Below are 24821 nucleotides of genomic sequence, written 5' to 3' on the forward strand. Positions count from 1 at the left end.
AACAGATATATAAAAAAAAGGAGCTCGTGAGAAAATCCTTTTGTTAAAGCTGAATATTATTAATTAGTGTTTTCCTTTACCATTTCCGTGGCCCTTACCGTTATTTCCTTTTCCGTAGATCTTTTTAGCCTGGCCCGGAGGCATTCCATGAGGATGCCCTTTTACTACGTAATATTTACTATCACGGCTATCTCTAATGATCAGCTGTCCTTTATTGCCTTTGTATTTTGCATATTTTACCTTATCATTTCTGAAATTCAGATATGGCTTAGGCGAATTGATCACAACCTTGTAACCGTTGTATAAATCATAATTACCGTACCTTGATGGCAAAGAGTTGGCAAATACCCAGTCATTTCCGTTTAAATAAATAAATTGTCTTTGAGGGACATAGTAATAACTTTCTACCTCCGGAAGATAATAGTAATCTACGTGATCATAGCCTACCGGCCCCCATAATGGTTGAGACCCAATATTAATATTTACATTCAACTGCGCTTTTGCTGGCAGGCTGAGAAATGAAACCATCATTACTGCAGCTATAAAAAATAATCTTTTCATAATTTCTTAATTTGTGTGTTTATCCGTCTAATTTCAAAGCACGTGCCAAAAAACTAAACGTAAAAAAAGAGCTTCAACCGAAGCTCTTTTTTTACGTAGTTAACGATGGTTGTTTCTGTGGTTTTGCTCACCATTTCTATCGGGCCTGCGGTTATTGTTTTGATCTACATGTTTAACTACTTTTATATTTCGTGGCCTGTTACGTTCGGGACGTACTACAGTTACCTGTTGAGCATAATTCGGATGGCCTTTAACTACATAGTATTTAGCTTCGCGGCTATCTCTTATTACTGCCTGACGGCCACCATAATTTTTATAACGGCTATATCTGCTAACATAAAAATTGTTTTGCAAATAAGGTTTTGGCTTGTTAATTACTACTTTATAGGCACGGTATAAATCAAAGTTACCATATTGTGACGGCAAGTTATTTGTCCATACCCAACGGCCAGCGTTTAAATATATGTATTGGGCAGAAGGAACATAATAATAAGCATTTATATCAGGGAAATAATAATAATCAACATGGTCATATCCGGTTGGACCCCAAACAGGTTGCGAGCCAATATTTATATTTAAACTAACCTGCGCTTTTGCATGATCTACGCCGAATAATGATACCATCAGAACTGCGGCAAATAAAACTAACTTTTTCATAATCTTAAAGGTTTTTGTGTGTGTTAATTATTGGGATAGACAGTGGCAGCAAACAGTAGTTTAATTAGGTATTACCGATTTAACATTCTTTAACGGATTCGTTTTATTCAGTTAGCTGAGTAATTTTACTCAGTATATTGCGTAAATTGTAAGTTGCCTTGTATTTTATTGATTGTCAGTTTTTTGATTGTTGATTGTAGAAAGGTTATTTTGATAGGAATTTTAAAAAAAATCTCCATAAAGCCTTTTTTAACGAAAGACTAAATAATAACTATATTTGCCTGTAATTTTAACATATAAAGCTTTAATGTCTTTACAAAATAGCAATTTCGAACTCGTTTCAGGACTGGAAATCCACGTTCAGTTAAATACCAATACTAAAATATTTTCAGCAGATAGTGCCGCTTTTGGTGCTTCGCCTAATCAAAATATATCAACCGTTTCGCTGGCATTGCCAGGTGCTTTACCAAAGTTAAATAAAGAAGTGGTAGCTAAAGCGGTTCGCATTGGCCTGGCATTAAATTGTACCATTAACCAGATCAATCATTTCGACAGGAAAAACTATTTCTATGCCGATTTGCCTAAGGGGTATCAGATTACACAGGATAATCAACCGATTTGTGTTAACGGTTTCCTGGAAGTTGAGCTTGCTGATGGATCGACAAAGAAAATCGGTATTAACCGCATTCATTTAGAAGAAGATGCAGGTAAAAGCATTCACGATCAGGACGATCACTATTCTTTAGTTGATTTAAACCGTGCCGGTGTGCCTTTAATTGAGATTGTTACCGAACCTGATATCCGCAGTGCAGAAGAAGCTTCGGCTTTATTGGGTGAAATCAGGAAACTGGTTAGGCATTTAAATGTGAGCGATGGCAATATGGAAGAAGGTAGTTTGCGTTGCGATGCCAACATTTCGATTCGCCCACAGGGATCAACCGAGTTTGGAACCCGTTGCGAAGTAAAAAACCTAAACTCCATGCGTAACGTACGCAGGGCTATGGATTTTGAATTTGGCCGTCAGGTTGAAGTAATTAGTAATGGTGGTAAAATTATCCAGAGCACGCTTAATTTTGATGCGGAAAATGGCACTACTTCGCCCATGCGTACCAAAGAGGAAGCTAACGATTACCGTTATTTTTCTGATCCCGATTTGCAGCCTATTCACATTTCGGATAGCTGGTTAGCTGAAATTAAATCGGCCATGCCTGCATTGCCAAACGAGATTTCGAAAAAGATGATTGCAGAATTTGGGATCAGTAAGGCAGATGCAGCCATGTTTGCTGAAGACTTAGCTTTACTCACGTATTTTAATGCAGCCTTGCCAGTTGTAAACACCCAAAAAAGTTTAATTAACTGGCTTATTGGTCCGGTTAGGGCTGTTTTAAACGAAAAAGGTATTACAATTGATGCTTATGCTGTGAAACCAGAACAACTTGCGGCAGCCATTAATCTGGTTGATGATAAAAAAATAACCCAGCAAATAGCCATACAGCAATTATTACCTGCTGTTGAAGCTAAGGCTGAAGCCAATGTAGCGGAACTTGCACAGTCATTAAACCTTTTAATTACCGATAATGGTGATGAGCTGGGCGTTTTTATTGATGAAGTGTTAAATAAATACCCGCAACAGGTTGAAGCATATAAAAAAGGGAAAAAAGGCGTTTTAGGCTTGTTTGTAGGCGATGTTATGAAACTGGCCAAAGGAAAAGCCGATGCTAAGAAATTAAATGAACTAATACTTGAAAAACTGAAATAATGAGAATAAAACAATTGAGCCTGATTGTGCTGATTGCAATTGCTTTCACTGCATGTAAACCAAAAGATAGTTTCACGATTGACGGAACTTTCCAAAATCCGGGGACAGAAAAAAAAGTGTTTTTGTATGGGATGCAAAGCAGTAATATGGTTGCAATCGATTCGACCAATTTATCAGAGAAAGGCGAATTTAAATTTATACGCAAAACCCCTTCAGTAGACTTTTTCAGGGTATCGGTAGGTAACCACGAATTTATGCTGATTGCTAAAAACGGCGACGAAATTAAACTGGAAGCTGATTTGGCCGATAAAACCATGGCCTATAAAATTTCGGGTGCAAACGAGGTTGATAAATTATCGGAGCTTAACGGCATCAGAAATACCTTTGCCAAGCAAGTTGAAAAGTTACAGGCCGATTTCGAAGCGAAAGTAGCTACACAGCCGCAAAACAGGGCTACTATTTTAGAATCGATGAAGCCTCAGTACGAATCTTACATCAATCAGTTAAATACACAGATCTTAAAATTTGCAAAAGACAATAAAGGTACATTGGCTAGTTTTTATGCCATGAATACATTAAGTCCGCAGGAATTTGAAGCTGAACTGGTAAAATTTGCAGATGAGGTTAAAGAAGATATTAAAGGTAATGCCACTGTAGACGCTTTTGTGAAGCAAATGGCGCAGTTAAAAGCGGTACAAGTTGGAGAAACAGCACCGGCATTTACCATCAACACAGCCGAAGGTAAAGCAGTTAGCTTAGCCGATTATAAAGGGAAATACGTGCTGGTAGATTTTTGGGCATCATGGTGCCAGCCTTGCCGTCAGGAAAACCCGAACGTGGTAAAAGTTTATAATCAGTACAAAACTAAGAATTTCGATATTCTGGGTATTTCGCTTGATACCGATAAAGCAGCCTGGTTAGGAGCTGTTAAAGCTGACGGATTAACCTGGACACATGTATCGGAATTGAAAGATTTTAATGGCGAAACGGTAAAAAAATACCAGGTGCAAGCAATTCCGACTTCATATCTGATTGATCCGGCAGGGAAAATTGTGGCTAAAAACCTTCGCGGAACAGCGCTGGAAGACTTCTTAGCCAAAACGTTACGTTAAAACAAATTTCATGTTAAACTAATTTAAGTAATTAACAATTTCTTAACTTAGGCTTAACTAAATATTGCATCATAGACAGTACTTTCGTAACAAATATTTAACTATGAACAACGCAGGTCAGAAAATATTAATTGTTGATGATGAACCAGATATTCTGGAGCTTATTGAGTACAACCTAAAGAAAGAGGGGTACCAGGTTTTCACGGCAACCAACGGTCAGGAGGGAATTACAGTTGCAAAGAAGGTTCATCCTGATTTGATTATCCTGGATATTATGATGCCTAAAATGGATGGGATTGAGGCTTGCCGTTTAATGCGTGCAATTCCTGAATTCAAAAATACATTTATGGTTTTCTTAACCGCCAGAAGCGAAGAGTATTCGGAAATTGCCGGTTTTAATGTAGGTGCTGACGATTATATCGCCAAACCAATTAAACCAAGGGCTTTGGTAAGCCGGATCAATGCAATTTTAAGAAGAAATGCAGGTACAGAAGAAGTGTCAGAAAATAAGCTGGAAATTGGCGATTTAGTAATTGACCGCGAAGCTTACCTCGTTTTTCAGGGTGGTAATAAAGTTGTGCTGGCTAAAAAGGAATTCGAATTGTTATATCTTCTGGCTTCTAAACCCGGTAAAGTTTATACCCGCGAATCGATCCTTAAAAATATATGGGAAGATTCAGTAGTGGTTACTAACCGTACTATTGATGTACACATCCGTAAACTGCGCGAAAAATTAGGCGAGAATTATGTTTCTACCGTAAAAGGAGTAGGTTATAAATTTGAGTTAGCGTAAATTAATTTTACCACAGATATACACAGATTAACACAGATTTTTTCTGATGATTAATCTGTGTTTTTTTTTGCACATGCATGTCAAATGTTAAACCCTGATCTATGTTCATCCTTTTTATCTGTGGTTAATTTCTAAATCAATAAGTTAGCGTAAATTAATTTTACCACAGATATACACAGATTAACACAGATTTTTTCTGATGATTAATCTGGTTTTTTTTTTGCACATGCATGTCAAATGTTAAACCCTCATCTGTGTTCATCCTTTTTATCTGTGGTTAATTTCTAAATCAATAAGATAAAATCGTATTTTTGCGCTTCATTAATCACACCACAGTTTGAAGTTTCCAAATTTTAAAGACCTTATCCTTTTCGAAGACAACGATTTTATTGTCATCAACAAACCTCCGTTTTTAGCATCGCTTGATGAAAGAGGCGCGGCTGGCGAAACCAATGTTTTGCGTTTAGCCAAGCAGTATAGCTATGATGCACAGGTATGTCACCGTTTAGATAAGGAAACTTCTGGTGCTTTAATTATCGCTAAAAACCCTGAAGGTTACCGCCATGCTTCTATGCAATTTGAAAGAAGAAAGGTGAATAAAACTTACCATGCAGTTGTAGATGGCCATGTGATTTTTGATCAGCTAATGGTTGATTTACCAATCTTAAATGATGGGAATAAGAATGTAACCATTGATAGGGTTGAGGGAAAACGCGCCGAAACCATTTTCGATTCGCTAAAATATTATAAACACTATACTTTGGTTGAGTGTAAGCCAATTACCGGCCGTATGCACCAGATTCGTATCCATTTAGCCACACAAAGGGCTGCCATTGTTGGCGATGATATGTATAAAGGGAAACCGGTATTTCTTTCTTCGATCAAAAGAGGTTACAGGTTAACCAAAGGCGAAGAAGAACAACCTATCATGAAGCGTTTTGCGCTACACGCGAGACACCTGGTATTTAAAGGCCTCGACGATAAAGACATTGTAATCGATGCACCATATCCAAAAGATTTTGCAACCTTAATTAAGCTGTTAGATAAATTTGACGCTTAATCACTGGTTTTTCTGCAGGAATATAAAAATAGAAAAAAATGTATATCCGCTTTGTAAATTACCTTGATCAGATTAACCTGTACCGGAAATCAAAAATATCAAACCGTAATTTCTTAGTTATATTGGCTGTTATCGTTGGTGTTTTAGCCGGACTTGCTGCTGCAGCTTTAAAAAGCCTAACCCACCACATCGAGGAGTTTCTCCAATCAGACTGGCACTGGAAATATAAATACTACCTGTACTTTATTTTTCCGATGATCGGGGTCTTTTTAACGGTTTTATACATCAGGTCTTTCATCCGGAGAAGTAAATTCGAAACCGGTTTAACCCCTTTATTATACGCTATTTCGAAGAAATCGAGCAGGGTAGAAGCGCATAACATTTATTCGCAGGTAATTACTGCAGCGGTTACCGTAGGTTTTGGTGGTTCAACGGGTTTAGAGGCACCGATCGTAACCAGTGGTTCGGCTATTGGTTCAAATTTGGGTCGCTTTCTAGGACTCTCTTATCGCGAAATTACCATGTTGGTAGCCTGTGGTGCGGCCGCAGGTATTGCAGGTGCGTTTAATAGTCCGGTGGCAGGTATTGTTTTCGCTATTGAAATTCTGCTTCCCGAGTTTACTATTCCGGCATTTATTCCATTGCTTTTATCGGCAGCAACCGCAGCCGTAGTAGCCAGGGCGTTTTATACGCAACAGTTATTCTTCCTGGTAACTGAGGGCTGGAAAATGAATGCATTGATTTACTATGTGCTTTTGGCGGGTTTAATCGGCTTGTTCTCCATCTATTTTACCAAAGCGAATTACGCAGTTAAAGGTCTTTTCTATAAAATTAAGCATCCTTACACCAAGGTAATTGTGGGCGGTTTAATGCTGGGTGCTTTAGTATTTCTTTTTCCAACCTTATATGGCGAAGGTTATATTACCATTAAAGGCTTGCTAAAGGGCGATTATCTGGCGGTAATTAACAATAGTATTTTTGATGATTACAATAGCATTCCTGCCATTGTAGTGCTGTTTACCGTAGTTACCATTTTCATGAAATCGCTTGCTACCCTCATTACTTTAGGAGCAGGTGGTAATGGCGGTACATTTGCACCAAGCTTAATTATGGGTGGCTTAATCGGGTTTATTTTTGCCTACACGGTAAATTTATCAGGCATAGCACATTTAAACGTATCTAATTTTATTGTAGCGGGTATGGCCGCTGCTTTAGGATCAATCATGCATGCGCCTTTAACAGGTATTTTCCTAATTGCCGAAATTACCGGCGGCTATATTTTAATGGTGCCATTAATGATTACTACAGCGATTTCTTACGCCATTAACCGCGGTTCGCAAAAGCATTCTATTTACACCAAAGCACTGGCCGATAAGGGCGAACTTTTATCACACGAGGATAAGGACACCACAGTTTTGAACCAGATGAAACTGAAATACCTGATTGAAAAAAGCTATCCACAAGTGCAGATGAACGACAGGCTTTCGCTGAAAATGGGTGAGATTATGCAATCGCATAAAAACATCTGCGCCGTTACCGATGAAACCGGAGATTTTAAAGGCATCATTTACATCGAAAAATTGTTCAATGAAATGATGAGTAACCCGGATAAGGAAAACTTACAGGCCGCTGATTTGGTACAAACTGCACCAAACACACTTACCGAGTCTGATGATCTTAAAATGGTACTGGAAAAGATGGAACAGGAAAATGTATGGATTTTACCGGTACTTTCTGAACAAAACCGTTATCTGGGTTTCGTTTCTAAGACTGCAATCTTTAACAAATACAGGGCTTTGCTGATGCGGCAGAATGATTATATGGGGTAGTTGGTAAATCTTTAGGAGATCGTCATTTCGACCGAAGTGGAGAAATCTTTTAGTGGATATTCTTAGTAGATCTCTCCGTTCCGTTGCATTTCAGTCGAGATGACGAATGCCTATAGTAGAGAAAGGTGTAATTAAAGCAAAAAGCTGAAAGCCAAAAGAATTGGACTGTTGCCCGGCTAACCTTCAAACATTCCAACTTTAAAACTTTTAAACGCAAAGGAAAAAAGCTGAAAGCCAAGAGAATTGGCCTGTTGCCCGGCTAACCTTCAAACATTCCAACCTTAAACTTTTCAACTTAAGCAAAAAGCTGAAAGGCAAAAGAATCGGACTGTTGCCTGGCTAACCTTCAAACATTCCAACCTTAAACTTTTAAACGCAAAGGAAAAAAGCCAAAAGCAAAAAAAATTGGAATGCTGTCCGGTTAACCTTCAAACATTCCAACTTTAAAACTTTTCAACGTATTATCCTATTCAGCTCTTTTTAGACCGAACTTCTCAATCTTACTGTATAAATGGCTTCGCTGAATATCGATTTCATCGGCCGTTTTAGATACATTCCAATTGTTTTTCTCGAGCTTGAATTTTATAAACTCGCGTTCTGCGTGATCTTTATAATCCTGAAAATTATTAAACGAATCGAAAGTAGATGCAAGGCTCGAACCACCCGAACTGGCAATCTGAGCACTGGTTGCAGCACCAATGTTTGTCCCGCCGCCTGGATTGGCAAAGGCACGCACATCATTTTCGGTAATTACTTTATCACTCAAAATAATCAAACGCTCAATCATGTTGTGCAGCTCACGCACGTTACCAGTCCAGGGTAATGCCTGTAGTGCCGACATTCCGCCTTCGTTTATTTTTTTAACCGGCATGCCGTAATCGCCACAAATGCGTTCTAAAAAGTTTTGTGCAATTACCGGGATATCATCCGTGCGTTCGGTAAGGTGTGGTACATGAATATTAATTACATTTAAGCGGTGGTACAAATCCATGCGGAAATTACCATTCTCAATTTCTTTTAATAAATCTTTATTTGTTGCCGCTAAAACACGCACGTTTACATCAATTTCTTTTTCGCCACCAACACGGGTAATTTTATGTTCTTGTAAGGCGCGAAGTACTTTTGCCTGTGCCGACAGGCTCATATCGCCAATCTCATCCAAAAATAAAGTACCACCGTTAGCCAGTTCAAACTTACCAATGCGTTGTTTTACCGCAGAGGTAAACGATCCCTTTTCGTGACCAAATAATTCACTTTCAATTAGCTCCGAAGGAATAGCCGCACAGTTTACTTCAATTAAAGGACTTTCTGACCGGTTCGATTTTTCGTGTAACCAGCGGGCAACCAATTCTTTACCACTACCATTTGCACCTGTAATTAATACGCGGGCTTCGGTAGGGGCAACACGTTCGATGGTTTCTTTGATTTTCGAAATACTTTCCGATTCGCCCAGTATTTCGCGTGTTTTACTTACTTTACGTTTTAAAACTTTGGTTTCAGTTACCAAGGTTCCACGATCTAAACCATTGCGTACCGTAATCAGTAAACGGTTTAAATCAGGTGGTTTGGAAATAAAATCAAATGCACCTTTTTTGCTGGCCTCGATAGCGGTTTCTACCGTACCATGACCAGATATCATAATAAAAGGTAAATCGGGCTTGATAAGCTGTGCCTGTTCGAGCACCTCCATACCGTCCATCTTATTCATCTTGATATCGCACAGTACGAGATCATAATTACCTTTTTTGATCATCTCGAGGCCATCAATACCGTTATCGATATCTTCAACTTCGTAATTCTCGTATTCCAGAATTTCGCGCAAGGTACTCCTTATCGCTCGTTCATCGTCAATTATTAATAGTTTAGCCATTAGCGCTTTATTCTTTTATTTGAAATGCGAATATATTATTTTTTAATTAATGTATAGTTTTTTGTACAATTTATACGCTATAAACCCAAAATGTGCCGAAAGGTTTTTAATCTTAATAGGAATAATCAAGTTTAAACTTGCTCAGATCTGCTTGGTGCGCTTTCTTGCGGTTTAATTCCACTTCATAAATACTTTTGCCCAGGTTTTTCATGAAAGGAAAACAAACTGTATCGTATTCATATTTATTGTCGTTAAATATGCCATCCTCATTACTATGTACTACCGCGGTTAAAAAATATTCAATACCGTTTTTAAAATCAACGAAGTAAGAATTGTCGATAATATAACCGTAGCTATCGCCATATTTATTAAAGATCCTGATGTTTGGATCGGGACTAATGTGCTCGCGGCCATAATAAAGCATTTTAGCATAAGTTGGCCAGAATTCTTGCTGATCGTACTTCGGAAAATCACTTTCCGTTGGGTATTTACTCATATAGGTATAAATGAGTTTATAATCAGCCGCAGTTAATTTAAACCTTTCTTTTGCAGGAAAAGCTTCCGGAAAAATCAATTTTTGCATCAGTTTCTGTTGATCATTAATTGCAAAGGCATTTTTTCCGGCCAGGCTAAAAGGTTTGTTTACCAGTTTATCGGCGCTATCCAGATAACCTTTGCCCATAGTGAGATTAGTTAAATTTAGCACGTAATCTTTTGGGTCATATTGAGGCTGCTGATTATAAACCAGTTGATTTCCGTTATAAAATTTAACCGGATTGGTGTGTTTAGCAGATTCACCAGCATCGCCAATAGCCAGACGGTTTAATATCCGGCTGTCGTTAAAACCATTGGCTTTTAGTTTCTGGTTAATTTCTGTACGGCCAATAAATTCGAATAGCCTGTTAAATGCATCATTGTCACTGGTGAGCAAAATCTTTTTAACGTAATGTGCCACAGATGGCAAACCGTTGCCGGCGCTGGTGTCTTTTAATACTTTCGTTTGCCCTTTAAAAGCACTATCGGTAATCATTGTGCTTTGAGCGGTTAAGCCCGTACTTTTTAAACGGTTTACTTTCTCCAGCGCAAAAATTACAGCCGCGAGTTTAACAGTACTGGCCGGATAAAAATAGTGGTGTGGATCTAAATTGTAACTGAAGGTTTTAAAGCTGGGTTTGTTTTGGGCGTCGCGGTTAACCTGCGTATAAAGCAGCTGTATCTGGTTTTTATCCGGATGATTAAGCACAGCTGAAAAAAGCGCAGGTTTCGATTCCATCAGTTTTTTGAGGAACACTGTATCGGTTTTTTGCGCCATGGCAGATAAGCTGATTAACGAAAGTGAAACAATTAAAATTTTTCTCATGAGTAATAATGTGATTCCTAATTTAGCCTTTTCTGCGAAAACGAGCATTTTCCATCATCCATTTTACATGTTCGTTAATTTTCTTACATTTGCGGCGCTTTTGGTTTCCGGCTTTACACCCGGAATTAAAAGGGAATACAGTGTAAATCTGTAACTGTCCCGCAGCTGTAAGCTCCTTAACGGATTTCTAATCATTTGCCACTGTGCCGACTTGTCGGGATGGGAAGGCCGGAAAACCGGGAGTAAGTCAGAAGACCTGCCTTAGCATTATATTTCATAGCTTTCGTGGATTGAAGCTAGGGGTGAGGTACTTACGTTTTTCGTATTTTCATTTCTTTTCTATCTGTTGGCTGTGGGTTAAACTCACAATCAAATGATCAAAATTAAAGGTGTTTTACTAAGCACCAGGTTTTTCTTTTTGCTGGCACCGCTATTGGGCATGGGGCTTCTTTTGCCTGCTATTTCAATTGCACAGATCGATACAGCAAAAGCCAATCAATTGCAGGAGATTAAAATAACGGAGTATAAAAACTCAAAGGTAAATTTATCACCAACTCCTGTACAAATCCTCATTGGATCGGAATTAAAACGCCTGAACAGTCTGTCGGTCGCCGATGCCATACGCTATTTCGCTGGTGTACAATTAAAAGATTACGGAGGTGTTGGCGGTTTAAAAACTATTAATGTGAGGAGCATGGGCAGCAACCATACTGCTGTTTTTTATGATGGTGTGCAGCTTGGAAATGCCCAAAACGGCCAGGTAGATTTAGGAAAATTTTCTTTAGATAACCTCGAGGAGATTGCTGTTTATGTTGGTCAAAAACCCGAATTACTGATGCCGGCCAGAAGTTATGCTGCTGCCAGTGCACTTTACCTTCGAACAGCACAACCTGCTTTTAATGAAGGGAAAAAGTATGGGTTGGGTGTTGGTTTAAAAACCGGCTCATTCGGATTGATTAACCCTAATATCAGTTATAAACAAAAAATCAGCAATAAAATCTCTCTCCTTTTAGATGCCAGCTATTTAGAATCTAACGGCAAATATAAATTCAGGTATAAAGAACTGGCATACGATACCACCATTATCCGGAATAACAGTGATGTTAAATCGGCAAGGGTAGAAGCAACGCTGTTTGGCTTATTACCCGATAGCAGCAAGTGGAACCTTAAATTATACAACTACAATTCGGCCCGTGGACTGCCAGGCGCTATTGTTTCGAACAGGTTTACGTTTACACAGCGCCAGTGGGACGATAATAGTTTTATTCAGGCTTCGTACCAGAATAAAAGAAGTGCCCGCTATAATTTTATGTTCAATACGAAGTATGCATATAGTTTTATGCGTTACCTCGATCCCGAATTTAAACAGCAATACAGCTTTTTAGACAACCGCTTTACCGAAACGGAGTGGTACATCTCTGCTGTTAATCTTTATAAATTATCCCGTATTTGGGAGGTTTCGCTGGCTACTGATTATAGTTTGCAACAGCTTGAAGCCAATTTGTACGATTTTGCTTATCCTAAACGCAATACCGGTTTAGTAGCACTTGCCAGCGCCTTTAACCTGAAAAGATTGAGTATACAAGCCAATGTTTTAGCAACCCTGATTGCAGAGCAGGTTAAAAATGGCAATCAATCTGCCAACAGGCAGGAATATACTCCGGCTTTAATGGCATCGTGGCAACCTTTTCAAACCAAAGATTTCCGCATTCGCAGTTTTTACAAATCCATTTTCCGGATGCCCACTTTTAACGACCTCTATTACACGTTTATTGGAAACACCAAGCTAAAGCCCGAATACACCAGTCAATACGACCTGGGTTTTACTTACGGACATACTTCAAACGGTAGGCGTTTGGCTTATTTATCCCTTCAGGCCGATGCCTATTACAATTTGGTAAAGGATAAAATTGTAGCCATTCCCGGTAATAATTTAGGCAGATGGACCATGGTTAACCTCGATCGTGTGCGTATCAGAGGCTTCGAAACCAATATTCAAACGGTTTGGGATTTAGATTTACAGTTGAAGCTGAAGGCAAGTGCGAATTATACCTTCGAAAAAGCAGTAGATATTAGTACCACAGCCTTCAGGTATGGCGATCAGATTCCCTACATCCCTGTACATAGCGGATCAGCAAGATTTGGCATTGATTATAAAAACCTGGTATTTAACTACGGTTATATCTATACAGGCGAACGATATAGTCAAAAGGCAAATATAGCAGCTAACTATGTTAAGCCGTGGTACACCCACGATTTAGCACTTGGTGCAAATTTTTCTTACCACCAAAGCAGGTTCTTCATCAATGCCGAAATCAATAATGTTTTTAACCAGTATTACGATGTAGTACTCAACTATCCCATGCCTGGTCGTAACTACCGGCTTACTTTATCCGCTAATTTTTAAACCAATTTAAAATCACGATATGAAACACAAATTACACCACGTTTTAAAACTAACCGGCATTTTGCTTTTAACAGCCCTGGCATTTGCCTGTAGAAAAGATACCCCGGTAGATGAAGACGCTGAACAGGGAGCCAAAACCCCATCATTAACCGTAAAGGGCTTATATGTTTTGAATGAAGGCAACTGGGGTTCTAACAAATCATCTTTAGATTACTATAGCTACGATGATGGCAAATATACGAGAAATATATTTGGCGCGGCTAACCCGGCTGTTACTTTAGGCCTGGGCGATGTGGGTAACGACATCAAAATTTACGGTGCTAAAATGTATGTTGTTGTAAACGGAAGCAATAAAGTAGAAATTTTAAATGCCAGCAACGCAAAGCAGGTGGCTAAGCTGGATATCAACAATCCGCGTTATGTTACCTTCTATAAGAATTTCGCTTACATCACTTCTTATGATGGCTACGTAGCTGTTGTGGATACCACTGCGTTAAGTACCATTAAAACTAAAATAACGGTAGGTAATCAACCCGAAGAAATGGCGGTTGTAGGCACTAAGCTCTATGTGGCCAATTCTGGTGGTTACAACTATCCAAACTACGACAGAACGGTATCGGTAATTGATTTAACAACCAATACAGAAACCAAAAAGATTGATGTAGCCATTAACCTGCACCATTTAAAAGCAGATAAGTATGGCGATGTGTATGTAACTTCTAGAGGTGATTATGCAGCCATTGGTTCATCGCTGTATGTAATCGACACCAAAACCGATGCCGTCAAAAAGAACTTCAATATTCCTGTTAGCGATTTCTGGATTAATGATGATGATGCCTATCTGTTTTCTTACAGCTATGCTACCTCAAAGTCGACCTATGTAAAACTTAACGTAAAAGACGAAATAGTTGTAAGCAACAATTTTATAACCGATGGTACTGAGGCTTCGATTACGCTTCCGTATGGTATTGCTGTAGATCCAACATCAGGAGATGTTTTTGTTACCGATGCCAGAGATTACGTTACCCCAGGTACCATTTACTGTTTCGACAAAGCTGGCAAAAAGAAGTTTACGTTTACCACCGGTGATATTCCGGCACACATTGCATTCTTATTTAAATAACATAAACACACACAAAATGAAAAAATCAATCATCTATTCAATGCTTTTCTGTCTGTTCTTATTCAGTTGTAAGAAAGATAACGTACTCGGGCCTGATGTAAACCTACTGGTTAAAGCAGATGCTGTACAAGCTAAGGTAGCGGTAGCAACCAATTTTAGCGCAGGTACAAACAATGGCCAGGCTTTTCAGCACGAATGGAAATTAGATGGCAAAGTAGTAAGCACCGTTTACAACTATAACTTTACTGCCACAAAAGCAGGTACTTATGTTTTAGCATACAAAGGTTATAACGAAGCTGGTGAGTTTACACATACCTATACCATTACCGTTCCGGTTCCGGTGGTAGAAATTACACCAAACAGCAGCAAATATATCAGCCGGATCTTAGATTATTTACCGGCACCAGGACAATTTGTGAACGAAACTTTGGGTAAACCAGAACAGGCTCAGAAACTAATTGGAAGTACTACCAACCTCATCTCTTTAGGTGGTTTTGGTGGCTACATTATTTTCGGTTTCGACCACTCGGTGGTTAACAATACAGGTAATGATCTGGCCATTTATGGTAATCCATCGGGCGCTCCATATCATTTTTCTGAGCCAGGCATTGTAATGGTTAGTCAGGATAGCAATGGCAACGGCCTTGCAGATGATGAATGGTATGAACTGGCCGGAAGTGAATACACCAAAGCTACAACCATTAAAAACTATGAAATTACTTACACCAATCCTAAGGCATTTGCAAATGTAGCCTGGAAAGATAACCAGGGAAATAGCGGTGAGGTGAAGGTTAATAATTTCCACAAACACAATTTTTACCCTGAATTCGCTGCAAATCAGGAAACAATTACATTTAAAGGCACCTTATTACCTCCTTCAACAGGCAAGGTTGGTAGTATTGTGATCAGTTCTCCTTTTGATTGGGGCTATACTGACAGTTATTCGACAGGTGATGATTACAAAACCAATCTGTATAACAGTTTCGATTTATCATGGGCGGTTGATAAAAGCGGAAATAAAGTTGATTTAAAAACAATCGATTTTGTTAAGGTGTATACCGGTCAAAGTGCCGATGCAGGTAGCCTTGGAGAAATTTCTACCGAAGTTAAGGGTGCAGTTGATTTAGGAATTAAATAAATACGAGCATCTACCTATAAATAACGTCTCAATAAAGAAAGGTCTGCCTGGTGCAGGCCTTTTTCGTTAACATCGTTTCTAATAAATACTAACAAGAGTTAATCTGCATCTGGTTAGTTTAAAATATTTTCTTGCAAGACTCAAAACGTATCGAATTAGATGCAAATCATATCAAAAAAGACTGAAATCATATCATGCAAGACTCAAAACGTATCGAATTACATACAAATCATATCAAAAAAGACTGAAATCATGTCAAGCAAGACTCAAAACGTATCGAATTACATACAAATTATATCAAAGAAGACTGAAATCATATCAAGCAAGACTCAAAATGTATCGAATTACATACAAAACACATCTAATCATAATGAATTTGTATCAGGCTGGTTGGTTCCGGTAATTCGCCAGATTAATTTAATGTTTAAGTGTTAACCTAAGTTGGATTGATAAAATGCTTTTAGCGCTATTTACAAGCCGTTTGATATGAACGTTCGCCACCCTGAATTTAGCTCAGGTTTTTTACGGCTTGAAAGATGCTGAAATAAATCCGATAGCTATCGGATCATCATGACGATTAGCTTTTCCCGCTGATTACGCGGAAAAGGGCGCAGATTATAATTTTGAAAAGAAGCTGTTATTTGGATAAACAATACCGCTATAAATCTGCGCATTAATCCGTTTAAATCTGTGGGCAAATGATTGGTAAATATTTCCCGCAGATTACGCAGAAAAGGGCGCAGATTATAATTTTGAAAAGAAGCTGTTATTTGGATAAAAAATGTCCTTTTAAATCTGCGTGTTTATCATTTAGATCTGCGGGCAAATAATTGGTGGCATATTTCCCACAGATTGCACAGAAAAGGGCGCAGATTGATATGAACGTTCATAACCCTGAATTTATTTCAGGGTCTTTACGGCTTGAAAGATGCTGAAATAAATCCGATAGCTATCGGATCATCATGACGATTAGCTTTCCCCGCTGATTACGCAGAAAAGGGCGCAGATGTTGATTTGCAAAAGACGCTGTTATTTGGATAAAGGATACCGCTATAAATCTGCGTGTTAAATCCGTTTAAATCTGCGGGCAAATAATTGGTAGCATATTTCCCGCAGATTACGCAGAAAAGGGCGCAGATGTTGATTTTCAAAAGAAGCTTTTATTAGGACAAAGAAATCTTTTTAAATCTGCGTATTAATCCGTTTAGATCTGCGGGCAAATAATTGGTAGCATATTTCCCGCAGATTACATAGAAAAGGCCACAGATTATAATTTTGAAAAGACGCTTTTATTAGGACAAAGAAATCTTTTTAAATCTGCATATTAATCCGTTTAAATCTGCGGGAAATGATTAGCAAATTTCCACAGATTTCTCGATTCCGTTCGAAATAACAAAATATGCACCTTCAATTCATCAAATCCCATCTTTTATAGTTGTCACAATTTTTTTGTTACATTTGCGGCGCTTTTGGTTTCCGGCATTACATCCGGAATTAAAAGGGAATACAGTGTAAATCTGTAACTGTCCCGCAGCTGTAAGCTCTGTAACGGTTTTTCTATTCTTTTGCCACTGCTCCGGCGCTCCGGAATGGGAAGGCAGAAAACCGGGAGTAAGTCAGAAGACCTGCCTCAAGCATTAATTTCGTAGCTTTCGGGGATTGAAGCTGGGGTTTGAAGTACTTAACGTTTACGTATTTTCATTTCTTTTTACAATCTGTTGGCTATAGGTAAAACTAACCATCAAAATGAACAAAACAACAATTTTAGCAGCTGCTGGTTTAGGCCTGGCACAGCTAATGATTAGCCAGCTGGCTAATGCGCAGCAAAAAGACACTGTGCAGCTTAAAGATGTGGTAATTTCTGCCACTAAAAACGATCAAAAACAATCACAAACCGGTAAAGTGGTTAGCATCATCAGTCGCGAGGTGTTAGAACGCAGCAACGGAAAATCGTTACCCGATTTATTAACTGAGCAGGCAGGTATTATCATCAGTGGAGGTAACAGTAGCCAGGGAAAGGATAAGAGTATTTTTTTCAGGGGCTCGGGTAGTGGTTATACCCTGATATTAATTGATGGGATTGTACAGAACGATCCATCGAGCATTAGCGGTACATTCGATTTACGTTTATTTTCAATCGATCAGATCGATCACATCGAAATTTTAAGAGGCGGTCAATCTACCATTTACGGTTCAGATGCAGTTGCAGGAGTAATTAATATTGTAACCAAAAAAGGCGGACCAAAAGGCAATACCATTTATGGAGTAGCCAGTGCCGGAAGTTTTGAAACTTATAAGGGTACAATCGGTTTGAATGGCGCTGTTGAAGGCTTTTCTTACAACATTAACTATACACACCTTAAAACCGATGGTATTTCAGAAGCAGTAGCACCGGCAGGCAGCACAGCCGAATTTGATAAAGATGGTTTTAAAACCGATGGAGTTAACGCTAATTTTGGTATCCAGCTGGATAAGCGTTTCTCTGTTAATCCGTTTTTACGTTACTTCTATGGTAATTATAAAATAGATGAAGGCGCATTTGCCGATGGTTTACCAGCCAATAATTCGATATTGAAGCAGTTTAGCGGAGGTTTTAATGCCGAATATAAACTCAATACCGGAAAAATTACGTTAAACTATAGTCACGAGAGCAACTCGAACGATGTAAACTCGAGCTTCATGGGCTTTGCCAGTAATTTCGTAAACTACGGTAAAATGAATGTAATCGATTTATACTACAACCAGAAACTCGGTAATAAATTAGATTTATTAGTAGGTATCGATAACCGTAAAACAAAACTGATTACCGATTCAAGCAATCCAACAACCAATATCTTTGCAGCTTACGGGTCGTTGTTCTTACACAATTTAAGTGTGTTTAACCTCGAAGTAGGTGGTCGTTACAACAAACATGATCAGTATGGCGAAAACTATACCTATTCGGTAACCCCAACCATCAACATCATCAAAGAAGTGAAACTGTTTGGTACAGTATCTACAGCATTCAAAGTACCTACCTTAAATATGCTTTTCGGACAGTTTGGAGCTAATTTAAACCTGAAGCCAGAAAAATCGCAGAACTACGAGGCTGGTGTAAACCTAAGCTTTGCCGACGATCAGTTTAGCTTGCGCGTAGCAGGTTTCAAACGCGATTTAACCGATGCAATTGTTTATACTACAGGATATACCAATCAGGGTACCCAGAAATTTAAAGGGCTAGAAGTAGAACCGGCAGTAAAGTTTAGTGTGTTTAACATTAATGGTTATTATGCCTATGTAGAAGGCAATACCGGAACTGTAGATTTCCTGATCCGCAGACCGAAAAATACTTTTGGCATTACAGCAGGTGCACAGGCGACTAAAAATTTATACATCAGTGCCAACTACCGTTACTTTGGCAAACGTTTCGATACCAATTTTATATCTTATTTAAACGAAGAGTTGCCATCGTACAAATTGCTTAACGCTTATGTAGAATATGCTTTAGCTAAAAAACGCGTGAAATTGTTTTTTGATGCCAAGAACATTCTGAACGAAAAATACAGCGAAATTATTGGCTACAATACACCTGGCTTTAACTTTAATACAGGCGTAAGTTTTAATATACGCTAATAAAAAATTAACTTTGCTTAAATAATAACCAAAATACAATGTCTCATTTAAAATTTAATCCACGCACCCTGATACTGCTATTAATGATATTGGCCATAACGGCTTTCCGTTTGCTGGTAACATTTAATTCAGATGAACTGAAGTTTGCTAATTTCTCTTCTATAGGAGCAGTGGCGTTATTCGGTGGTGCCTATTTTAAAGATCACGCCAAAGCATTTGCTTTTCCGTTGTTGAGTTTGTTTTTAAGCGACTTTATTTTAGCTTCAACCATTTTCAGTAAATACAATGGAGGTTCATTTTTGTACCAGGGCTGGTACTGGACCTATATTGCCTTTGCCTTGATGGTTTTGGTAGGTAGAATTCTACTTAAAAATGTAAACGTGGTAAATTTATTGGCCTCAACATTAACTATTGTGCTTATCCACTGGTTGGTTACCGACTTAGGTGTTTGGATTAATAATCCATTATATACACAGGATTTAGCAGGTTACTGGAGCTGTTTGGTAAAAGCCATTCCATTTGAAATTAGATTCTTAGAAGGAACGGTTATTTACGGAGCTTTACTTTTTGGCGCTTTCGAGATTTTAAAAGCAAAATATCCGGTATTAAAATTAGAAGCGCAAGCTGCATAATAATACCTTTTGAAAATAGAAATCCTCTTTTGATTCAGTTCAAAAGAGGATTTTTTTTAACTTAGAATATCCAATTACATTTTACCTTTTCCATTTTACATCAAATGAAAGTCGTTTCTTTTTTACCCGCCGCCACGAAAATGATTTACGATATGGGCCTGCAGGATTATCTGCATGGTGTTACCTTCGAATGTCCGAAAGAAGCAGCCGATCAACCCAAAGTTGTACGCTGTATCCTGGAAGGTAAAAACTATTCCAGTATAGAAATCGACAGGATTTTTTCGGCATCCAAAGCACAGGGGAAAAGCCTGTATTGGGTTGATGATGCACTTCTGGAAAGCATTGCACCCGATGTTGTATTTACACAGGATATCTGCGAAGTATGCAACATAGATACGGTTTGCACCGAAACCGCAGTAATGAAACTGAGCAAGCAGCCAACTTTGGTTCCGCTTTCGCCCAATAACCTGCAGGATGTTTTCGAATGTGCCATTACCATTGCCAGGGCATTGGGAAAAGAAGAGGTAGCCTTTAGTTATCTGGCAGGATTACAACAGAAAACCGATCAGATTTTGGATAAACTGAGGGAAAATAAATCACCTTTGAAACGGGTAATGCTTATGGAATGGATAGAACCAATATACAATTGCGGGCACTGGATTCCTTTTCAGATTGCTGCAGCAGGAGGGGTTGATATGCTTTCTAACCCTGCAGGCGATTCGATTGTTACCCCATGGGATAAGATTTTAAAGTATAATCCCGAGGTTTTGGTTATTGCACCCTGCGGCTTCGATCAAAAACGCAGTCTTGAAGAAATGAGCTTGCTTACAACGAAGGCAGGCTGGAATGATTTAGAAGCAGTAAAAAACAATCAGGTGTACATTGCAGATTTTGATATGTTTACCCAGCCAAGTGTTGGCACTCTGGTTGAAGGCATTGAGGCTTTAGCCTGTATGTTTCATCCGCAGATTTTTAAAGCAGATGAAAATATCGCTAAGAAGTTTATCAATTACGCTCAATCACTTCAATCCGTATAATCTTTAATCAGTGTAATCTATTAATCGGAGTAATCATTTTATGAAATTAGTTGTTTTAACAGGAGCAGGGATTAGTGCCGAAAGTGGATTGAAGACTTTTCGTGATTCGGATGGTTTGTGGGAAGGATATAACGTTTACGATGTGGCTACTCCCGAGGCCTGGGAAAGAAATCCGGAGTTGGTGCAGGAGTTTTATAACGAAAGGAGACGACAGGTGGTAGCGGCTCAACCCAATGCTGCGCATCGCATACTGGCCGAATTGGAGAAAGATTTCGATGTAGAGATTGTTACCCAGAATATAGACGACTTGCACGAGCGTGCCGGTTCAACTAAGGTTACGCACCTGCATGGCATTATAACGCGTTCGCAATCGAGTTTGCGCCCTAGTTTAACTTACCCCATTGAAGGAACCGAAATTAAAATGGGCGAACGCTGTAAATTAGGTTCTCAGTTACGTCCTCATGTAGTATGGTTTGGCGAAGCGGTACCTATGATCGAAGTAGCTGCTAAAATTTGCGAAAAAGCTGATCTATTTGTGCTGATCGGAACCTCACTGGCGGTTTATCCTGCAGCCGGATTAATTGATTTCGTTCCCCGTGAAGTAAAAAAATACATTATCGATCCTAAAACTCCCGATGTTAAGCGCTATCAGCATGTAATTACCATCGAGCAAAATGCAGTAAACGGAATGGAGCAGCTGAAAAGTATTTTAACAAATGGATAAGAAAATCTGCATTTTCAACTGGAGTGGTGGTAAAGACAGCACACTGGCACTACATTATGCGCTTCAGGATCCCACAATCGAAATCAGGTACCTCGTTACTACTGTTACCGAACAATATAACCGCGTTTCGATGCATGGTGTTAGAGAAGCATTGCTGATTAAACAGGCTGAAAGCATTGGTATTCCATTGTATCAGATCCGTTTAGGAGAAATGCCCGATATGGAAACATACGACAATACTATGCGTACACACCTCAGTAAATTTAAAGCAGAGGGTATTACCCATTCTGTTTTTGGCGATATTTTTCTGGAAGACCTGCGCGTGTACCGCGAAAATAAACTGGCTGAAATTGGTCTCGAAGCTATTTTCCCGCTGTGGCAGAAAGATACAAGGCAACTGATCGGGGAGTTTATAGATTTGAACTATAAAACCATCATTGTTTGTACACAGCAAAACCTAAAAGATATCTGTGGAAAAGTAATCACTGAGGATTTGATTAATGGCCTTCCCCCTGAAATTGATCCTTGTGGCGAAAATGGCGAATTTCATACTTTCGCCTTTGAGGGACCTGTATTTAAGCAAAAAATTGCTTTTTCAATTGGTGAGCAGGTTTTCAGAACTTATAATGCCCCTACAAAAACTACTTCAGAAAGTGATTCTCCTTGCTCAACTACTGCGCTTTCGGGCTTTTGGTATACTGATTTGGTTGAATAAATTTTCTTTTATAAAACATTTTGGCATCATTTTTTCTTTAGTATCTGTAATTAACTAAAATCGCACATGAAAATGAAAATTGTTTGGCAGGTTAGGAGCCAGACAAACGTCATTTAAAACTAAAAGTTATGAAAAAGATATTCGTGGTAATCGCACTAAGTTCAGTAATGTTTGCCTGTAACAATAAGGCCAAAGAAGAAGCAGCATTAAAACAACAACAGGCAGAAAAACAATTGGCCATAAAAGCTGTAAAAGATAGTTTAAGGTTAGATAGCTTTAAAAAAGCAGAAGTAGCTAAAGTAGAACAGGAAAAAGAAGCTAAACACCAGGCAGAACTTGCAGCAGCAAGGAGAGCCGGAGCTAATTCTTCAAGATCATATGCTAGCTCAGGTGGCAGCTCGAGCGGTGCTTATGGTGGTACACAGCCAACAGCCAAGAAAAAAGGCTGGAGTGATGCCGCTAAAGGCGCTGTAATTGGTGGTGCTGCCGGTGCAGTAGGTGGTGCTTTAATCGACAAGAAAAAAGGTCGTGGTGCCATTATTGGTGGCTTAGTTGGCGCTGGTGGTGGTTATCTGATCGGTAGAGGAGAAGATAGAAAATCAGGTCGTGTACAACCTAAAAACTAAAAGCTTACTTGATATAATTAAAAGCGTTGCGGTGTAAAAATCGCAACGCTTTTTTTGTGCACCATAAAATCATTTTTATATTGCGCAAAAAAAATCCTCATGACAGACCAAACTCCAGCAGATAAAGGCCAGATTCAACATTTTGTAATGTTCTGGTTAAAACCACAGTTAACCAAAAGTGAAATAGCCGATTTTGCCAATTTCTTCGAAAGCCTCAAGCCCATTAAATACATTAAAACTTTAAGTTATGGTTTGGCCGCAAATACCCCCGTACGTCCGGTTACCGATAATTCCTTTACATACTCTTTAACCATAACCTTCGCAAATATCGAAGATCATAATGCTTACCAGGAAGATAAAACACATCTTGATGCTGTAGAGAAATTCTCGAAAAACTGGTACAGGGTAGTAGTGCACGACACGGTGATTGCTTAGTTTTTACGCCTGTACATTTTATTAGCTTCTCGTCATTCCCGCGCATGCGGGAATCTTAAAGCGTCTAAATATTCTATTAGCATTTTAACCATATAAGTCATTTAAGGGCAGTTAAAACTTATATTATCTCTATATGTCTTATATGGTTAAAATTACGTGAATTTATGTGTCTAGGTACCAAACTTCCCACATATTTGGCAAAATAAGCGATCGAAATTATATTTTGTATTAATTATTAATTATCATTATATCAATAGTTTAGGTTTGTTCACTTAAACTAATCACTGATTTAAATTTAATTTTGTTCCCCTGAAATACCTTAAATTTCAAAATATAATTTTGATTAATAAATTAATCATCAGTAAATCAGTCGTTTATGGTCTTAATATTGATGTCTGTTATAAGCGGCTGTAAAATCACTGCGCATTAATTTAAAGCGCTCTATTACGGTTGTGATAAATGCTTCGTCAAGTATTTCGAATACATCATTTACACCTCCTCCACTCAGGTCGAGTTCGGCTAATTTGTAGCTTTGCTCGAAAGAGCCTTGTTCAAATTTCACAATGTATTTCTGGTTCATCGAAAAGATGGTGATTTTACACTCAGGGTGTGGTAGTTCTGCTATAACTCTCATTTTAAATAATGTTAGGTTTGGTGGGGTTAACTTGTGGTTGGTAATCGTTAATCGGTATGCCGTTTAGTTTACCGTAGCTGGTTATGATTTCAAAACGCGCAAATAGTTCTTCTTTGTACCATTGGCGCGCTCTGGTTAGTTTAATCACATCGGCATGCTCAAAAGTTTTGTAGGCATAATTTTTTACGCTTTCGGCATTTTCCCAGATGGAGAAAGTAGCCTGATCCAGAAAAGGATTTTCTCCAATACCTGCAGCGAGGATAAATCCGGGGGCTGTTCTCATGGCGTCGGCAGCTCTTTTAATGTTTTGCCTGAACTCTTTGAGGCGGTTAAACCGGATTGCTGCCCGCGTAATCACGGCAATCCTTCCGTTGTATTCGTTGTTATATTTAATAGTTTTAAAAGGCTCTTTTTTAGACCATAAGCCATGGCTTGATAAAGGTTTTAATAAAATGGTACAGCTTTCTATGTTAAAAAGGTTAAACCATTTTATAACCAGTGAATTGCTGTAAAAAGCTTCGCAATCTTCCTGGTTCTCCCAGGTTGTAAGTAATGCCCAGTGTTTGAAATCGGTAGCCAGGTCAACCTGTGCATTTTTGCCGCTACCCATTAATTTCCAGAACCTGCATTTTTTGTTGAGCCATAAGGGTAAGCGCAAAACAGCCATTCCGATAAAGGCGAAGGGAATGGTAAGGCTACGGAATTTTGTAATGGTTAAGGCTGTAATCAAAACAATC

At 38.7% G+C, this 24821-nt stretch carries 21 protein-coding genes and 2 riboswitches; of the genes, 15 read left to right on the top strand and 6 right to left on the bottom strand.

Annotated features, from left to right (window positions below):
- Window positions 1–63: 63 nt before the first annotated feature.
- Together HWV58_RS06125 and HWV58_RS06130 are read right to left on the bottom strand one after the other, a co-directional pair.
- Entirely contained in the window at window positions 64–561 is a 498-nt protein-coding gene (locus HWV58_RS06125) for a hypothetical protein (RefSeq protein ID WP_175633245.1), read from the bottom strand.
- Between the two features lie 99 nt (window positions 562–660).
- The gene (locus HWV58_RS06130; protein WP_175633246.1) at window positions 661–1218 is read right to left on the bottom strand and encodes a hypothetical protein; all 558 of its coding nucleotides are present in this window, start codon (window positions 1216–1218) and stop codon (window positions 661–663) included.
- 307 nt (window positions 1219–1525) lie between these two features.
- On the opposite strand from HWV58_RS06130, the gene gatB reads away from it, so the two are divergent.
- From gatB to HWV58_RS06155, 5 genes are all read left to right on the top strand, one after another.
- A complete protein-coding gene (gatB, locus tag HWV58_RS06135; RefSeq protein WP_175633247.1) occupies window positions 1526–2977 on the top strand; it encodes an Asp-tRNA(Asn)/Glu-tRNA(Gln) amidotransferase subunit GatB in 1452 nt (483 codons plus the stop codon).
- Complete coding sequence (locus HWV58_RS06140; protein ID WP_175633248.1) at window positions 2977–4089, top strand: TlpA disulfide reductase family protein; 1113 nt, start codon at window positions 2977–2979, stop codon at window positions 4087–4089. The genes gatB and HWV58_RS06140 overlap by 1 nt, the downstream gene beginning before the upstream one ends.
- A gap of 103 nt (window positions 4090–4192) precedes the next feature.
- Window positions 4193–4882, top strand: a complete 690-nt coding sequence (locus HWV58_RS06145; protein ID WP_039480406.1) for a response regulator transcription factor — start codon at window positions 4193–4195, stop codon at window positions 4880–4882.
- A 337-nt stretch (window positions 4883–5219) separates the two neighbouring features.
- Window positions 5220–5942: an RluA family pseudouridine synthase gene (locus tag HWV58_RS06150; RefSeq protein WP_175633249.1), complete on the top strand. Its 723-nt coding sequence runs from the start codon at window positions 5220–5222 to the stop codon at window positions 5940–5942.
- 38 nt (window positions 5943–5980) lie between these two features.
- Complete coding sequence (locus HWV58_RS06155; RefSeq protein WP_175633250.1) at window positions 5981–7771, top strand: chloride channel protein; 1791 nt, start codon at window positions 5981–5983, stop codon at window positions 7769–7771.
- A 466-nt stretch (window positions 7772–8237) separates the two neighbouring features.
- Here HWV58_RS06155 and HWV58_RS06160 read toward each other — a convergent pair whose 3' ends face one another.
- Both HWV58_RS06160 and HWV58_RS06165 read right to left on the bottom strand, forming a co-directional pair.
- Window positions 8238–9641, bottom strand: coding sequence for a sigma-54-dependent transcriptional regulator (locus HWV58_RS06160; protein ID WP_175633251.1), 1404 nt, complete (start codon window positions 9639–9641; stop codon window positions 8238–8240).
- Between the two features lie 112 nt (window positions 9642–9753).
- Window positions 9754–11001: a serine hydrolase gene (locus HWV58_RS06165; protein WP_175633252.1), complete on the bottom strand. Its 1248-nt coding sequence runs from the start codon at window positions 10999–11001 to the stop codon at window positions 9754–9756.
- Between the two features lie 83 nt (window positions 11002–11084).
- Window positions 11085–11279: riboswitch (cobalamin riboswitch) on the top strand.
- Between the two features lie 95 nt (window positions 11280–11374).
- Between HWV58_RS06165 and HWV58_RS06170 the strand changes: the two genes are divergently transcribed.
- The 10 genes from HWV58_RS06170 to HWV58_RS06215 all read left to right on the top strand — a co-directional run bounded on the left by HWV58_RS06170 (window position 11375) and on the right by HWV58_RS06215 (window position 23450).
- Window positions 11375–13408 (top strand): TonB-dependent receptor plug domain-containing protein, encoded by a 2034-nt coding sequence (locus HWV58_RS06170; protein WP_175633253.1) that lies wholly within the window; start codon window positions 11375–11377, stop codon window positions 13406–13408.
- Between the two features lie 19 nt (window positions 13409–13427).
- Window positions 13428–14531 carry a YncE family protein gene (locus HWV58_RS06175; protein ID WP_175633254.1) on the top strand — a complete coding sequence of 368 codons (1104 nt, stop codon included), beginning with the start codon at window positions 13428–13430 and terminating at the stop codon, window positions 14529–14531.
- A gap of 16 nt (window positions 14532–14547) precedes the next feature.
- Entirely contained in the window at window positions 14548–15669 is a 1122-nt protein-coding gene (locus HWV58_RS06180; RefSeq protein ID WP_175633255.1) for a PKD domain-containing protein, read from the top strand.
- Window positions 15670–17122: 1453 nt separating this feature from the next.
- Window positions 17123–17316: riboswitch (cobalamin riboswitch) on the top strand.
- A gap of 99 nt (window positions 17317–17415) precedes the next feature.
- Window positions 17416–19281, top strand: coding sequence for a TonB-dependent receptor plug domain-containing protein (locus HWV58_RS06185; protein WP_175633256.1), 1866 nt, complete (start codon window positions 17416–17418; stop codon window positions 19279–19281).
- A gap of 38 nt (window positions 19282–19319) precedes the next feature.
- Entirely contained in the window at window positions 19320–19913 is a 594-nt protein-coding gene (locus HWV58_RS06190; protein WP_175633257.1) for a DUF6580 family putative transport protein, read from the top strand.
- Window positions 19914–20017: 104 nt separating this feature from the next.
- Window positions 20018–20950, top strand: coding sequence for an ABC transporter substrate-binding protein (locus HWV58_RS06195; protein WP_175633258.1), 933 nt, complete (start codon window positions 20018–20020; stop codon window positions 20948–20950).
- A gap of 40 nt (window positions 20951–20990) precedes the next feature.
- Window positions 20991–21674, top strand: a complete 684-nt coding sequence (locus tag HWV58_RS06200; RefSeq protein WP_175633259.1) for an SIR2 family NAD-dependent protein deacylase — start codon at window positions 20991–20993, stop codon at window positions 21672–21674.
- On the top strand, window positions 21667–22389 hold the full coding sequence (locus HWV58_RS06205; RefSeq protein WP_175633260.1) for a Dph6-related ATP pyrophosphatase: 723 nt from the start codon (window positions 21667–21669) through the stop codon (window positions 22387–22389). The genes HWV58_RS06200 and HWV58_RS06205 overlap by 8 nt, the downstream gene beginning before the upstream one ends.
- A 128-nt stretch (window positions 22390–22517) precedes the next feature.
- Window positions 22518–23015: a YMGG-like glycine zipper-containing protein gene (locus HWV58_RS06210; RefSeq protein WP_124561483.1), complete on the top strand. Its 498-nt coding sequence runs from the start codon at window positions 22518–22520 to the stop codon at window positions 23013–23015.
- 99 nt (window positions 23016–23114) lie between these two features.
- Window positions 23115–23450 (top strand): Dabb family protein, encoded by a 336-nt coding sequence (locus HWV58_RS06215; RefSeq protein WP_175633261.1) that lies wholly within the window; start codon window positions 23115–23117, stop codon window positions 23448–23450.
- A 382-nt stretch (window positions 23451–23832) separates the two neighbouring features.
- Here the strand turns inward: HWV58_RS06215 and HWV58_RS06220 are convergent, their stop codons facing one another.
- The gene (locus tag HWV58_RS06220) at window positions 23833–24084 is read right to left on the bottom strand and encodes a hypothetical protein (RefSeq protein ID WP_124561481.1); all 252 of its coding nucleotides are present in this window, start codon (window positions 24082–24084) and stop codon (window positions 23833–23835) included.
- A gap of 1 nt (window position 24085) precedes the next feature.
- Window positions 24086–24814 (bottom strand): DUF3291 domain-containing protein, encoded by a 729-nt coding sequence (locus HWV58_RS06225; RefSeq protein ID WP_175633262.1) that lies wholly within the window; start codon window positions 24812–24814, stop codon window positions 24086–24088.
- Window positions 24815–24821: the final 7 nt, after the last annotated feature.

Source organism: Pedobacter ghigonis, assembly GCF_903166585.1.
Taxonomy (GTDB): domain Bacteria; phylum Bacteroidota; class Bacteroidia; order Sphingobacteriales; family Sphingobacteriaceae; genus Pedobacter; species Pedobacter ghigonis.

What these genes read in the sequence shown, in the direction of transcription:
- HWV58_RS06125 (WP_175633245.1), bottom strand. Translation starts at nt 561, where the DNA reads ATGAAAAGATTATTTTTTATAGCTGCAGTAATGATGGTTTCATTTCTC.
- HWV58_RS06130 (WP_175633246.1), bottom strand. Translation starts at nt 1,218, where the DNA reads ATGAAAAAGTTAGTTTTATTTGCCGCAGTTCTGATGGTATCATTATTC.
- gatB (WP_175633247.1), top strand. Translation starts at nt 1,526, where the DNA reads ATGTCTTTACAAAATAGCAATTTCGAACTCGTTTCAGGACTGGAAATC.
- HWV58_RS06140 (WP_175633248.1), top strand. Translation starts at nt 2,977, where the DNA reads ATGAGAATAAAACAATTGAGCCTGATTGTGCTGATTGCAATTGCTTTC.
- HWV58_RS06145 (WP_039480406.1), top strand. Translation starts at nt 4,193, where the DNA reads ATGAACAACGCAGGTCAGAAAATATTAATTGTTGATGATGAACCAGAT.
- HWV58_RS06155 (WP_175633250.1), top strand. Translation starts at nt 5,981, where the DNA reads ATGTATATCCGCTTTGTAAATTACCTTGATCAGATTAACCTGTACCGG.
- HWV58_RS06160 (WP_175633251.1), bottom strand. Translation starts at nt 9,641, where the DNA reads ATGGCTAAACTATTAATAATTGACGATGAACGAGCGATAAGGAGTACC.
- HWV58_RS06165 (WP_175633252.1), bottom strand. Translation starts at nt 11,001, where the DNA reads ATGAGAAAAATTTTAATTGTTTCACTTTCGTTAATCAGCTTATCTGCC.
- HWV58_RS06170 (WP_175633253.1), top strand. Translation starts at nt 11,375, where the DNA reads ATGATCAAAATTAAAGGTGTTTTACTAAGCACCAGGTTTTTCTTTTTG.
- HWV58_RS06175 (WP_175633254.1), top strand. Translation starts at nt 13,428, where the DNA reads ATGAAACACAAATTACACCACGTTTTAAAACTAACCGGCATTTTGCTT.
- HWV58_RS06180 (WP_175633255.1), top strand. Translation starts at nt 14,548, where the DNA reads ATGAAAAAATCAATCATCTATTCAATGCTTTTCTGTCTGTTCTTATTC.
- HWV58_RS06185 (WP_175633256.1), top strand. Translation starts at nt 17,416, where the DNA reads ATGAACAAAACAACAATTTTAGCAGCTGCTGGTTTAGGCCTGGCACAG.
- HWV58_RS06190 (WP_175633257.1), top strand. Translation starts at nt 19,320, where the DNA reads ATGTCTCATTTAAAATTTAATCCACGCACCCTGATACTGCTATTAATG.
- HWV58_RS06195 (WP_175633258.1), top strand. Translation starts at nt 20,018, where the DNA reads ATGAAAGTCGTTTCTTTTTTACCCGCCGCCACGAAAATGATTTACGAT.
- HWV58_RS06200 (WP_175633259.1), top strand. Translation starts at nt 20,991, where the DNA reads ATGAAATTAGTTGTTTTAACAGGAGCAGGGATTAGTGCCGAAAGTGGA.
- HWV58_RS06205 (WP_175633260.1), top strand. Translation starts at nt 21,667, where the DNA reads ATGGATAAGAAAATCTGCATTTTCAACTGGAGTGGTGGTAAAGACAGC.
- HWV58_RS06210 (WP_124561483.1), top strand. Translation starts at nt 22,518, where the DNA reads ATGAAAAAGATATTCGTGGTAATCGCACTAAGTTCAGTAATGTTTGCC.
- HWV58_RS06215 (WP_175633261.1), top strand. Translation starts at nt 23,115, where the DNA reads ATGACAGACCAAACTCCAGCAGATAAAGGCCAGATTCAACATTTTGTA.
- HWV58_RS06220 (WP_124561481.1), bottom strand. Translation starts at nt 24,084, where the DNA reads ATGAGAGTTATAGCAGAACTACCACACCCTGAGTGTAAAATCACCATC.